The sequence below is a fragment of the Mangrovibacter plantisponsor genome, assembly GCF_003182475.1.
GTDB classification, from domain to species: Bacteria; Pseudomonadota; Gammaproteobacteria; order Enterobacterales; family Enterobacteriaceae; genus Mangrovibacter; species Mangrovibacter plantisponsor.
Genome location: NZ_QGTS01000001.1, coordinates 142105 through 154909, shown reverse-complemented (window position 1 = coordinate 154909; position 12805 = coordinate 142105). Strand labels below are relative to the sequence as shown.

Annotated in this window: 16 protein-coding genes and 1 pseudogene; 5 read left to right on the top strand and 12 right to left on the bottom strand. The window is 49.1% G+C overall.

Going from position 1 to position 12805, the window contains the following annotated elements; all coding sequences use genetic code 11:
- Positions 1-117: 117 nt before the first annotated feature.
- From DES37_RS00795 to DES37_RS25800, 3 genes and pseudogenes are all read right to left on the bottom strand, one after another.
- The gene (locus DES37_RS00795; RefSeq protein WP_110024502.1) at positions 118-474 is read right to left on the bottom strand and encodes an RcnB family protein; all 357 of its coding nucleotides are present in this window, start codon (positions 472-474) and stop codon (positions 118-120) included.
- A 136-nt stretch (positions 475-610) separates the two neighbouring features.
- Positions 611-991 (bottom strand): GNAT family N-acetyltransferase, encoded by a 381-nt coding sequence (locus tag DES37_RS25805; protein ID WP_245929950.1) that lies wholly within the window; start codon positions 989-991, stop codon positions 611-613.
- Positions 992-1057: 66 nt separating this feature from the next.
- Positions 1058-1756: pseudogene (locus tag DES37_RS25800) on the bottom strand (DJ-1/PfpI family protein); the annotation flags it as partial.
- A 234-nt stretch (positions 1757-1990) separates the two neighbouring features.
- Here DES37_RS25800 and DES37_RS00785 point away from each other — a divergent pair.
- Positions 1991-2200, top strand: a complete 210-nt coding sequence (locus tag DES37_RS00785) for a YdgH/BhsA/McbA family protein (RefSeq protein WP_036103785.1) — start codon at positions 1991-1993, stop codon at positions 2198-2200.
- A gap of 102 nt (positions 2201-2302) precedes the next feature.
- Here DES37_RS00785 and gutQ read toward each other — a convergent pair whose 3' ends face one another.
- The 7 genes from gutQ to srlA form a co-directional block, all read right to left on the bottom strand.
- Positions 2303-3268 carry an arabinose-5-phosphate isomerase GutQ gene (gene gutQ / locus DES37_RS00780; protein ID WP_036103787.1) on the bottom strand — a complete coding sequence of 322 codons (966 nt, stop codon included), beginning with the start codon at positions 3266-3268 and terminating at the stop codon, positions 2303-2305.
- Positions 3261-4034, bottom strand: a complete 774-nt coding sequence (gene srlR, locus DES37_RS00775) for a glucitol operon DNA-binding transcriptional repressor SrlR (RefSeq protein ID WP_036103790.1) — start codon at positions 4032-4034, stop codon at positions 3261-3263. The genes gutQ and srlR overlap by 8 nt, the downstream gene beginning before the upstream one ends.
- Positions 4035-4096: 62 nt before the next feature.
- A complete protein-coding gene (gene gutM / locus DES37_RS00770; RefSeq protein WP_036103793.1) occupies positions 4097-4456 on the bottom strand; it encodes a transcriptional regulator GutM in 360 nt (119 codons plus the stop codon).
- A 175-nt stretch (positions 4457-4631) separates the two neighbouring features.
- Complete coding sequence (gene srlD, locus DES37_RS00765; protein WP_036103796.1) at positions 4632-5411, bottom strand: sorbitol-6-phosphate dehydrogenase; 780 nt, start codon at positions 5409-5411, stop codon at positions 4632-4634.
- A gap of 22 nt (positions 5412-5433) precedes the next feature.
- The gene (gene srlB / locus DES37_RS00760) at positions 5434-5796 is read right to left on the bottom strand and encodes a PTS glucitol/sorbitol transporter subunit IIA (protein ID WP_036103799.1); all 363 of its coding nucleotides are present in this window, start codon (positions 5794-5796) and stop codon (positions 5434-5436) included.
- 8 nt (positions 5797-5804) lie between these two features.
- Positions 5805-6812, bottom strand: a complete 1008-nt coding sequence (gene srlE, locus DES37_RS00755) for a PTS glucitol/sorbitol transporter subunit IIB (protein ID WP_110024500.1) — start codon at positions 6810-6812, stop codon at positions 5805-5807.
- A gap of 12 nt (positions 6813-6824) precedes the next feature.
- Positions 6825-7373 (bottom strand): PTS glucitol/sorbitol transporter subunit IIC, encoded by a 549-nt coding sequence (srlA, locus tag DES37_RS00750; protein WP_036103805.1) that lies wholly within the window; start codon positions 7371-7373, stop codon positions 6825-6827.
- A gap of 359 nt (positions 7374-7732) precedes the next feature.
- Between srlA and DES37_RS00745 the strand changes: the two genes are divergently transcribed.
- Complete coding sequence (locus tag DES37_RS00745; RefSeq protein ID WP_036103810.1) at positions 7733-8215, top strand: Hcp family type VI secretion system effector; 483 nt, start codon at positions 7733-7735, stop codon at positions 8213-8215.
- Between the two features lie 14 nt (positions 8216-8229).
- Here DES37_RS00745 and DES37_RS00740 read toward each other — a convergent pair whose 3' ends face one another.
- The gene (locus DES37_RS00740) at positions 8230-8499 is read right to left on the bottom strand and encodes a hypothetical protein (RefSeq protein ID WP_051691251.1); all 270 of its coding nucleotides are present in this window, start codon (positions 8497-8499) and stop codon (positions 8230-8232) included.
- Positions 8480-8995 (bottom strand): DUF2778 domain-containing protein, encoded by a 516-nt coding sequence (locus DES37_RS00735; protein WP_110024499.1) that lies wholly within the window; start codon positions 8993-8995, stop codon positions 8480-8482. Before DES37_RS00735 ends, DES37_RS00740 begins: the two co-directional genes overlap by 20 nt.
- A gap of 458 nt (positions 8996-9453) precedes the next feature.
- On the opposite strand from DES37_RS00735, the gene mltB reads away from it, so the two are divergent.
- From mltB to recA, 3 genes are all read left to right on the top strand, one after another.
- Positions 9454-10539: a lytic murein transglycosylase B gene (mltB, locus tag DES37_RS00730; RefSeq protein ID WP_110024498.1), complete on the top strand. Its 1086-nt coding sequence runs from the start codon at positions 9454-9456 to the stop codon at positions 10537-10539.
- Between the two features lie 148 nt (positions 10540-10687).
- On the top strand, positions 10688-11185 hold the full coding sequence (pncC, locus tag DES37_RS00725) for a nicotinamide-nucleotide amidase (protein ID WP_110024735.1): 498 nt from the start codon (positions 10688-10690) through the stop codon (positions 11183-11185).
- 97 nt (positions 11186-11282) lie between these two features.
- Entirely contained in the window at positions 11283-12347 is a 1065-nt protein-coding gene (gene recA, locus DES37_RS00720; RefSeq protein ID WP_036103823.1) for a recombinase RecA, read from the top strand.
- Positions 12348-12805 lie beyond the last annotated feature (458 nt).

The window sequence follows — 12805 nt, the reverse complement described above, 5'->3', positions numbered from 1 at the left end:
AAGGGGAAAGGCAAGTGGAATGGCGTGCTAAATGAAGGTGTAACAAAAGAAACAACACGGTGGCTCAGGGCTCACCGTGCTGGTAATAAAGGCAAGAAAGTTAAACTGCGCGAGCCATTAATGCTCGTAAAAAATATTACCTTCTTCTGCGCGCAGAACTTTGCCTTCGGCATTGGTGATTAGTACATAGTCACCACCCATGTAGGTCCAGTGGCTGTCAGCCTCTGGTGCTGGCAGGTGGCGGAGCTGCCACTGGTCAATTTCATAGGTCTTGGAACGATAAAGTTCAGGCACAATGTCGCCAATTGTGAAACGCTTAAAATCAGCAGTGAACGACGTAACGGCGTAAGGATCCTGCCCGCTGGTTTGTGCTGCGGGCGCTGCTGTTTCATCATCAGCATGCGCACTGGCAAATGGCAACACGCTGGCGCTAAGCAACAGCACGGATAACAGTAACGGTGTGGACTTGGACATAACCTCTCCCGATGAAACTGCTTTGAACATGGACAAGTAGCGCATCGATAAAAATAAATAAACAGGACTGCATTAGACACGCCCGCTATGAATTAATATGCATGGATTTTGTTTCCTGATGTAACCTTCTGTACCTTCAGGTAAGCACCTGTCTCGCCATACGGATATAAGGCAAGCCTGATTTCTCGAAAGGAGCAGAGCAGGGGGAAAAACCCAGTTTCTCATAAAATTCGCAGGCAGTTTGCCGGGCGTCCAGCTCAAAACGCAGCGCACCTTGTTGTTCCAGTTGTTTTATCACTGTAGCCAGCAGTATTGTGCCAAACCCTTTGCGCTGCCATTCAGCTACGGTAGCAAACTTGCGTATTTGCCAGAGCCCTTCAGCCAGGGCAAATGCGGAAAGGCAGCAGATGAGCTTACCTGTGTGGTATACGCCAAAGTGCAACGCAGCGTTATCACCAGGTACAGCGCTGAATGCCAGCGGTTTATCTGGCCACAACACTTGCTGGCGCAGGGGCATATATTCGCCATTTTCCAGCACAGCAATATGCCAGCCATCACCGCAGCCGGGTTGTTTTGCCTGGTGGCTTGCCGTGTGCCGGGTAACAGCAAGGCGCTGCCTGGCGAATGCCTGGTTAGTGTGTTGCACCTGTGCCAGCACATCGCGTGGTGCCTGGCCTGGCGTGCCACTGTTAAACGGTGGTTGTGGGGCATACTCCAGTTGTAGCTGAATCCCCTGAGCGATGTCTGCTCCCCAAATATCACTTATTACGCTAAGCGCAAAATCGATACCCGATGTGACACCAGCCCCGGTAATTCTGTTGCCATCACGCACCACTCTTTGCGCCAGCGGAATGGCACCGAGCAGGGCAAGTTGGTCCAGTGAGGCCCAGTGCGTTGTTGCCTGGTAGCCATGCAGCAGCCCGGCGGCCCCCAGCACTAATGCACCGGTACATACCGCTGTGATAAAACGCGCCTGCTGTGCCCGTTCACGCAGAAACTGCAGGGTTTCAGTGTCGTCCATCAGCGGGATTTGTCCGGGTCCACCGGGTACACAAATCAAGTCAAGCGGCGGGCAGTCGGTAAAGGTTGCCGTGGGTTGAATACCCATACCTTTGTCAGACTGGACAATCTCACGCGTCTTCCAGATAAGGTGCACCTGAGCGCCTGGCGCACGGGAGAACACCTCCCACGGGCCAGTTAAGTCCAGTTGCGTCACGCCCGGGAAAAGAAGAAACCCAATGGAAAATGGGTTCAAAACATCGCCTTGTGTGGAGGAAGCCATGTGTCACCTTTTTTACCGTCTCTGCCCACGTTAATAAGCCAGCCTATAACAGTATGAAAGTATTACCAATCGGTAACAGATGTGTGTTGCGTTTTTATTTCCCGAATATAAGAAAGTGATCTGGATCGCACTTTTTGCTACTCTGCTAATAATTTCCAGGGTTATTATTTCACCCATCAAAGGCACGGCGCCTTTTACCAAGATTGAAAGATGGATTGAATAAGGAACAAGACCATGAAAATGATGAAAACTCTTTTTGCTGTTGCTGCGTTAACCCTGGTTTCTTCTGCAAGCTTTGCACAAACTGTGACTGCCACTGCCAGCACTCTGGATGGTGCAGAAGCAAAAATTGCTGCTCAGGCTAAACAGGATGGTGCGTCTTACCACATCACTGAAGCCCGTGATGGTAACCAGGTTCATATGACCGCAGAACTGACCAAATAATTAATGGTCGCTGAGGGAACAGCCGGACGAAGCCGCGTGAGCGCGGCTTTTTCCGGTTGTTTTGTATCTGAAAATACTCTTTCTGCCAGAGCGGTAGTGGCGTTATAAAATGCCAGCCTGCCAGAAGTCTTGCAGGTTAATAGCCCCTGCCAGTTTGTGATTACTGTCAGTGACGGGTGCAGCGCTGATGCGCCGGTTCATAAGTTGTTCTTTTGCTTCTACAGCACGGCTGTCGGCATTGAGTGTAAACCCGCCACGGGTCATTGCCTGCGTGACACAGTCTTCCAGTTTGCCTCCACCAACCAGCCAGCGCCTTAAATCACCATCGGTAAAGACACCGCTGACTTCAGTGTGGGTATTAACGACGGGGACCATTCCCAGGCCGGTACGGCTTAATTCCAGCATTGCATCCATTACTGTTGCGCTGTCTGCTACCTGCGGCACATTTTCGCCCTGACGCATCAAATGGTGTACCCGGTTGAGTAAGCGTGCACCGAGCGCCCCGGCAGGGTGAGAGCGGGCAAAATCTTCTTCATTAAACCCGCGAGCCTGCATCACCGCCATTGCCAGCGCATCGCCCATCATCAGGGTATTTACGGTACTGGAGGTGGGAGCCAGGTGCATGGGGCAGGCTTCACGCTCAATCGAAATATCAATAACTGCGTGTGCTGCCTGAGCCAGGGGAGAGGTGTTCTTGCCAGTTATCGCCAGTAATAACACTTGCTTTTCAGCCAGGCGGGGAAGGATAAAATCCAGCTCTTTTGCTGTGCCGGAATAGGAGATAAATAACAGGATATCGCGCGATTCAATCATGCCCAGATCACCATGCAGCGCTTCTGCCGGGTGAACAAAGAAAGCCGGTGTCCCGGTACTGGCAAGTGTCGCGGCCAGTTTTCTGCCAATATGGCCGGATTTACCCATCCCGGACACAATCACTTTTCCATTGCAGTGCAGCACTGCTTTGGCTGCTTTCAGAAAGCCTTCATCAAGACGCTCTGGTAATTTACTGGCTTCATGTAACTCCAGAAGCAGGGTGTTTTTGGCGGCGGCGAGCAGAGAATCACTCATTATTTTCTCCTGTAATAATGACTTTTATCCCGGAGTCTTCCAGTGCTTTGTGGAATTCCGGGCTGATGCCATTGTCCGTTATCAATATATCTACCTGGTCTAATCCACACACAACGTTCGGGCTTTTGCGCCCAAATTTGGTGGAGTCTGCCATCAGAATAACCTGCCTTGCGGCGTTACACATTGCTTTGCTGACAGTAAATACTTCATTAAACGTGGTTACGCCTGCATTCAGATCAATACCATCGGTACCCATGAATAATTTATCGAAGCTGAAGTGCTCAAAGGCGTTTTCGGCCAGTTGCCCATGGAATGAGGCGGATTTTTTGCGAAATGTGCCGCCCGGCATCAGGATGGTCTGTTCGTTGTCCAGCTCAGAAAGCGCATTGACGATATGCAGGCTGTTGGTCATTACCGTGATGTTGTTAAAGTGCTCAAGCAGCGGCACCATCTGCAATACGGTACTCCCGGCATCCAGAATAATGGAGTCACCATCCTGAATAAAACCAACGGCGGTGTGGGCAATTTCTTGTTTTTGGTGGGTATTAATCAGGGTTTTGTGATCAATGGGCGGATCGGCTTCGTCTTTGTTCAGCATCACGCCACCGTAAGTGCGTATGACGGTACCGGCGTTTTCCAGTGACACCAGATCCTTGCGAATGGTGGTTCCTGTGGTGGCAAAGAACTGGGCCAGTTCTTCTACCGAAGATTTACCTTGTTTCTGCAGATGCTCAAGAATGGCGGCCTGGCGTTGACGTGGTTTCATTAGCTGACCTTACAAAATTTGCAAAATGATAACTTCGCAAGCCATAAGCGTTCAAAACGAAATTATCTTTGTTTCAGTTTAAGCGCTAATAATAGAGCATTCTGACAGTTCTGATCATTGGGAAAGATCACATCAGATTGTAATTGTTGCTTTGAAAGCCCCTGAATATTGGGAAGTGCCTTGGGTTTTGCAAAAATAGTTAGCCCTTTCATCAGAAATGAATCAATAACACGTTCTTGTTCATCGAGAGCAATGGCAACCAGCACTCTGGGGCGAAAACGCCCACCAGAACGGCCAACACCTACCCGGCCTTTCAGGCACAGTGCATCAAATGCCCGGTTAAAACGGTATATTTGCCATGCTCCCAGAACCATCTGGCTGAACCAGGCAATGGCGGCGAGAGTAATCAGCGCGCTAACCATAGATGTCTCCTTTCATTGTGCTTATTCTGTTACCTGCAAGTGTTTAGCTACTACACATTAGTCGCTGCACCTGAATAACCACGGTGCATGAATAACCGCATAGTGCTGCACACTGGCAAGGGCCACTTACCCACAGAGAAGTGGCCCGCACAGCAGGGTAAGGCATCATGCAGGGTTAAAACATGACCTGCCCACCAGTTACGTTGATTGACTGCCCGGTGCAATAAGAGGCTTTGTCACTGGCGTAAAACAGCAATAAGTTCAGTACATCCTGGTAATCACAGCCGCGTTTTAGTGGAACTTTATCAATGTAATATTGTTCAACCTGGTCTGGTTGGATCCCCAGTTTCTGTGCATATTGCGGTAACAGTGACTGGAACATAGGGGATTTCAGCAGGTTGCCAAGCATTAGTGAGTGGACGGTAATCCCGTATTCAGCCAGGTCCAGCGCCAGCGATTGTGTCAGCCCTACACCACCAAATTTTGCTGCACTGTACCCCGAGTTATGTTTGCTCCCCACTTTCCCGGACTTCGAGTTAATCTGAATAATACGGCCCTGAATATTGTCGCGAATCATCAGGCGTGAAAACTCACGCGCACACAGAAAGTACCCAACCAGGTTTACTTGCAATGAGCGGTCAAAATCGCCCAGTGCGAAGTCGGAAATAAATGCGGCTTTAGCAATACCGGCGCTGTACACCAGCAAATCAACCCGGCCAAAAATCTCATCCACACCACGAGCAACCGCCATGACGCTTTGTTCGCTGGTGGCATCGGCGCCAAACCCGCAGGCTGTGCCTTCACCAAATTCATCGTTAATGGTTTGTGCAACGCGCGAGGCTTTGTCGCTTTGAATATCAACAACCGCTACGCGATACCCTTCTTGTGCAAGCCCATGGCAAAGGAACGCGCCAAGAGTTTGTCCCCCACCAATGACAACGGCAACCTGATTCATGTGTAACTCCTTAAATAACCTGTTAAGCAATAAATTTGATAGTGCTGCCCGTGGGAATGTCGCCTGGCGTTTGCCCGGCAACATGAACACACCCGGGGTATTCCGCCTGTTCACTGCCATCGAAGCGCAAGGTGATATGCCCCAGCTCGCGTAAGTTTTGCCCGGCAACGGAGCCTACGGCTGTGACGGGGTAGTTGTGCCCGGCCAGTTCCAGTGTGCAACCGGGTACCAGGTCTGCATTCAGCGCGCCGTGGTTATGGATAAAACAGAACGCTTCAATGTCTGCCGGAGCCCCTTCACGGAAAGTAATCAGCATGTTGTCGAGCAGTGCGTCACACGCGTTTTCGCCAATATGAGTAATGGTGGTCTGATAAATAGTTTGCATTCGGTACCTCACTGATAAATAAAGCCGGACACCAGCCATGCGATTAGCACGGTTGGCGCGCCTGTCAGGAAACGGCCAACCAGCACGGAAGGCACCCCAACCCGAACGGTATCCTGGCGTGCTTCTGCCAGTGACAACCCAACAGGTACGAAGTCGCAGGCGGCTTGTGCGTTGATGGCAAATAAGGCTGGCAGTGCCAGATGCGGTGGAATATTGCCAAGGCCAATTTGCACGCCAATCAGCACGCCGATAACCTGAGCGATGACCGCACCAGGGCCGAGAAAAGGTGAAAGAAACGGAAAGGAACAAATCAATGCCAGTATGACCAGGCCTATAGGGTTGCTTGCCAGAGGTGCCAGACCATGGGCAATCCAGTCGCCCAGGCCGGAAGCCATAATGATGCCTATCAGAGCTGAAACAAACGCCATAAAAGGCAAAATAGTTTTCAGAACGGTATCAATGGTATCGCGCCCGGCCTGGAAGAAGACCGCAACAACGGAGCCCATCCCCATACCAATTTTTGCCAGCAGGCCATCACTTTGTTCGGTGATTTTTTTGCTGGTGTCATAGTCCCGGGTTGTTTGCTGTTTTGCTTCTGCCTGTACCACGGGTTTGGCAACAGGAGTGGGCTGTGAGGGTTGTGCTTCGCCTTCGCCCACCAGTGAAATGTTGTGTTCTTTCACGCCGGAAACATAAATATCTTCCACAATAAATTGGGCAAGTGGGCCCGATTTCCCGGTTGAATGAATGTTGACGGTTGGGATACGGCGTTTAGGGTAGATACCGCACCGCAAGGTGCCTCCGCAGTCAATAACCGCGACACCAATCTCTTCTGCGGGGGGCTCACCTTCTTTAAAGCCATCCACCGCTTCCCATCCGGTCAGTTCGCTGAGTTTATCCACAATTGCCGGGCGCGTTCCTGCAGTGATGTAGACAATCTTTTTACCCGGTTCTACGGCCAGTGTGAGTGGGCCACCCCAGCCGCCAGTGCCTTTAACAATTTGAACGGTACGCATAATGGTTGTCCTTTAGAGTTGAACCTGACGGGCTAACTGGATCCCCATTTTTTTCTCAAAAATGGAGGTGGTGAGATCGGTTATCCAGCCACGGAAGAAGTTAGTCACCATGCCGACAAATAAATAGCTGACGGCAAGTGGCGCCAACGGCAGGCCAAGGGTTGTCAGGCCATTGGCAATGCCCAGGTAGACGAAAAGCTCACCCGGGTTGATATGTGGAAATAACCCGTTCATTGAGTGGCAACTGTAGGATGCGGCGGCGTAATAGCTGGGTTTGTATTTTTCCGGCATAAAACGCCCCAGGCTCAGTGTCATTGGGTTACAGAACACAAATGTGCCAATAACCGGCAGCAGCAAGTAACGTGATACCGGGTTACCTGCACAGCGTTGTGCCAGGCGTTCAATTCTGTCCTGCCCAATGAAATTGATCAGCGCATTCATGACAACCAGCAAACTGATCAACAGCGGCAATATGCCTGTCACCATGCCGGTGAAGACGGTGCCTCCCTTCTGAAACAGCCCGATAAACCATTCGGCACTGTGTGTTATGACATCAATCATTCTTATTCTCCTGTCGGGTAGTGAGGGTCACTTGTTATGAAGTGATGGCTTATCATAATCAAAATGAAACCTTAAAATGTGTTAACTTGATCTCATTGTGAAAGATAAATATTTCGATGTGAAAGATTATCGATCGTGATCGAGCCGTTTTTATCACCGACTGAGTGGGGGGATGCGGTATGTGGAGGAAGGGCGGGGAATTGTGCGTGGAGGCAAGCAGTTGGTAAGAGTTTTTGCTCAGTAAAACCCATTTCTCATTTCCTGGCGCTTTTTTATTCTTGATTGATTTATGTCAGGTGCCAGAAAGGACTTTATATTAGTATGAATTTCCATTTTCATTGATAAATAAGGAAATTTATATGCCAATTCCTGGTTATTTGTGGCTGTATGACGATGGCGGTTCACACATCAAGGGCTCTGTTGATGTCCAGGGGCGGGAAGGTAGCATTGAAGTTGTTGGTTTTAGCCATGGGCTTAATCTCCCTGTTGACCCGGCAAATGGTAAAATTACTGGTACTCGTAACCACTCACCGTTCATGATTGAGAAAGAGTTCGATGCATCCAGCCCATATCTGTATAAGGCTGTTTCTCAAGGGCAAACACTTAAAAGTGGTGAATTACGTTGGTATAAAATAAACGATGCCGGACATGAAGAGTGTTATTTCATTATGCTGATTGAAGGTGTGAAAATCACTGGCGTTAATCCGGGAATGCCTAATATTAAATATGCTGCTAATTCTCAAATAAACCATATGGAATCAGTAGGTATGCAATATGAAAAAATCACCTGGCACTATGTAGATGGTAACGTAAAACATACAGATGCATGGAATATGCGTTAATTGCTGGTGCGCCATTATTGGCGCACTTTTCTGATTACCCACATCACTATGTTATAGGAGACAACAGCACTTATCATTGATAAACCTGCATTCACAACAAACCACAGATCATCATAATTTTCCGGAGCCCGATAGCCGTGTAGCCATTCACCAAAATGTGCTGATTTGTCATAACTGATAAAAGTTGATGCATCTATCAGCCTTGCTGCAATGGTAAAAATTGCGAGAAATAAAACTATCTTACTGATTACGACACCCAGTACTTTAGCAATTTTTAGAACCATTTATGATAACCTCAATGCTTCCATAAGCTTTTAAATTCTTCATGCAGGGAACAGAAATCATGGGGGTGTTTAATAATGCATTTCGTAACCGGGAGTAATCGGAATTATGGGGAAGAGTAATGCACCCTTCAGAAATCGTTCCCGGGTGAAGACGGAAAAGGCCGCGTTGAACACTATTAACCCATGTATAATCGCTAATACTGATACCATCGCGATAGAGTGCAAACCATTCAGAGCGCATGAATTCGGAACCGCTCGAAATCTTGTTATATAAATCTTTCACGCCTCCCCACATTTTAGATAATCCGCCTCCTTGCCCTCTTTCCACGATCCAGTACTTACCCGGTGGAATGGGGCCTTCTGTCGGAATATGCGCACAAGCCCCACGATTGCGATACGCTCCCTTACCAGAAAAAGCCATAAAAGTGCTGACGCCATAAATCGTTAAGGGGGAGAAATCAGCATCATTGATTACAAACTTACCATGTAGTGCCACGGAAAATCCTTTTATAATCAATTGAAATTTATAAACTAATTTTGTTTTATTTAGAATAATTTGACTTAAGTCAATTAATGCCTTTGTTCATGTCTGCTGAGGTGCTTAAGTGAGATTTTTGTCACGCTTGTGGTTACATTAAAAACACCATATTGAGGGGATGAAAGATTTCTCTTTTATGTAACATCGGTGACAAAGCCACTATCGTTGCAAACTTCGGCTGTACCTCATACCTGCCGAAACTTTTTGGTGTGCATTGTTTGTCCCGTTGATAACTTTGACAGGCTTTATTCTGCATCACAGGCGCTCTGTTTGTGTGTAAAGGGATGGGTAATAACAAGATGAACACAGGACGAATCGTAAAAACCTGTGCTTTCACGCTTGTTACGCTACCTGGCAGCCGGAAGTTGATTTACCATTAAGGCACTTTAATTTCGGCTGCTATTTATGGACAACTCATGCTGAAACGTCGTTATGCTCTTATGCTTCCTGTTGCGCTATTACTCACAGCGTGCAGCAGTAAACCCCAAACACAAACGCCAGTAGCGGCACCCACTGTGGGCTCGCCATCTGGCGGTTTTTTGTTGGATCCACAACATAACCAGATGGTGCTGAGTGGTGATTTCGCCACAAACCCGGTCGCAGAACAGTTTATTGATATGATGGTCAGTAAACATGGTTTTGATCGCCAGCAACTCCACGAGATCTTATCTCAGGCGAAACGCCTTGATTATGTTCTGCGCCTGATGGACAGGCAGGCGCCAAAGGCAACCGCTCCTACCGGGCCAAATGGCGCATGGTTGCGTTACCGCCAAAAATTTATTACACCCGACAACGTACAAAATGGTGTGGTGTTCTGGAATCAGTATCAGGATGCACTTAACCGTGCATGGCAGGTGTACGGCGTTCCACCGGAAATTATCGTGGGTATTATTGGTGTAGAAACGCGCTGGGGCAGAGTCATGGGGAAAACCCGCATACTTGATGCGCTGGCGACGCTCTCCTTTGATTACCCACGCCGCGCCACTTATTTCCAGGGGGAACTGGAAACCTTCTTGCTGATGGCCCGCTCTGAAGGTGATGATCCGCTGGATTTACGTGGATCTTTCGCCGGGGCGATGGGCTATGGGCAGTTTATGCCTTCCTCCTTTAAACAATATGCGGTTGATTTTAACGGTGATGGCCATATTAATTTATGGGATCCGGTTGATGCGATTGGTAGTGTTGCTAATTACTTTAAAGCCAACGGCTGGGTGCCTGGCGACCAGGTCGCTATTATGGCAAATGGCCAGGCTCCTGGTCTGGATAGCGGTTACAACACGAAATACAGCCCGTCGATGCTGACAATGGCGGGGTTAACGCCACAGCAACCTCTTGGCACACATCAGCAAGTCAGCCTGTTAAGGCTGGATATGGGCACTTCTTATCAGTACTGGTACGGGCTGCCAAACTTTTATGCCATAACCCGTTATAACCACAGTACCCATTATGCAATGGCAGTTTGGCAACTGGGGCTGGCAGTTTCCCAGGCGCGAGGGCAATAGGTATTTGCCCTGAGGGCGGTATGCTCTGCGTCAGTGCCCGTCTGCGGGCGTGTTTTTCGGCACAGCCCGCAGAGTTGAACACTTCCGGGCATTGCGGGCTGGCGCGCGTAGCCAGCGCAAAAAAAGTGGAGGTACAATGGGCAATATAATGAGTGACCAGGCTTTAATGCAGCTCAGTGAACAGGTAGGTGAAGCGCTGCTGCAACAGAAAGCAACACTGACGACAGCCGAGTCCTGCACCGGGGGCTGGATTGCGAAAGTTATTACTGATATCGCCGGGAGTTCCGCCTGGTTTGAGCGTGGTTTCGTGACTTACAGTAATGATGCCAAACAGGCAATGATTGGGGTTCTCCCGGAAACATTACTGAGTTATGGCGCGGTCAGTGAGCAGGTTGTCCGTGAAATGGCTCTTGGAGCCATGCAGGCGGCTGAAGCCTCTTTCGCTATTGCGGTCAGTGGTATTGCGGGCCCGGGCGGTGGAAGTGCGGAAAAACCAGTGGGTACTGTCTGGTTTGGGTTCAGCGCCCAAAACGGGAAAGTAACCGCCTGCCGCCAGTATTTTAGTGGTGACAGAGAAGCCGTGCGCCGCCAGGCGACAGCCTTTGCTCTTAAAACCCTGGCAGAAGATTTTCTACAAATTGCTTGATACTGTATGATTGTACAGTATAATCAGTTCAACAAAACAGCATTCGTGAGACGCAGCAGGTAGAGCAATCACTCTGGGCTGCATGACAGGAGTAAAAATGGCTATCGACGAAAACAAGCAAAAAGCGTTGGCGGCAGCACTGGGCCAAATTGAAAAACAATTCGGTAAAGGCTCCATCATGCGCCTGGGTGAAGACCGCACTATGGATGTGGAAACGATCTCCACCGGTTCACTCTCCCTGGATATCGCTCTGGGTGCAGGTGGCTTGCCGATGGGCCGTATCGTAGAGATCTATGGGCCAGAATCATCAGGTAAAACAACACTGACACTGCAGGTTATTGCTGCCGCGCAGCGTGAAGGTAAAACCTGTGCGTTCATCGATGCAGAACACGCCCTTGACCCCGTCTATGCCCGTAAACTGGGCGTTGATATTGATAACCTGCTGTGTTCACAGCCGGATACTGGCGAACAGGCTCTGGAAATTTGTGATGCACTGGCACGTTCTGGCGCTGTCGACGTTCTCGTTGTTGACTCCGTTGCGGCACTGACACCAAAAGCTGAAATTGAAGGCGAAATCGGTGATTCACACATGGGGCTGGCTGCACGTATGATGAGCCAGGCAATGCGTAAGCTTGCCGGTAACCTGAAACAGTCCAATACGCTGCTTATTTTCATCAACCAGATCCGTATGAAGATTGGTGTGATGTTCGGTAACCCGGAAACCACTACGGGTGGTAACGCACTGAAGTTCTATGCCTCTGTTCGCCTGGACATCCGCCGTATTGGTGCGGTGAAAGAAGGTGATAACGTGGTGGGGAGTGAAACCCGCGTTAAGGTTGTGAAAAATAAAATTGCCGCACCGTTTAAACAGGCTGAGTTCCAGATCCTCTACGGCGAAGGTATTAACTTCTACGGCGAGCTGGTTGACCTGGGTGTGAAGCATAAGCTGATTGAAAAAGCAGGTGCATGGTACAGCTACAATGGCGACAAAATTGGCCAGGGTAAAGCAAATGCCACCAGCTACCTGAAAGAGAATGAAGCCGTTGCCAAAGTGATTGAAAGCAAGCTGCGTGAAATGCTGCTCAATAACCAGGACAGCACGCCTGATTTCTCTGCTGATGAAACAGAAGACCATGCAGACAACGCGCAGGAAGAGTTTTAATCCAGGCGCACTGTGCTGAAGGTACGTCGTTCTGGTTACAGGCAGTTCTGAATGATTATTCTGAGCTATTGTTTTGAATAACTGTTTTGAATGACTGTTTTGATGCATTGTTTGGAATTGCTCTTGGGAATGAATGCATTGCATGAATTCACTGAACGAATGTACAGAGCAAATGTACAGAACGAATGTACTGAATATAATCAGGGCTGCTTCGGCAGCCCTGAACTATTTCTGGAGTCCACTTTATGCCCCGTTCCCCTTCATCCAAACCGTTCTCTCTTTCCGTTGAACCTTGCGAACCTGATGAGCAAAAGGTGCGGCACAATACATCAGGGACGCCGGGTGAAGATGAATCATTACCAGGCCGGGTTATTCACGGGCAACAAAATGCACCTGTGCCGCGTACCACACAGAGAAAAAACACGCCAAAAACACCTGAAGAGCGGGTGCGTGGTTTG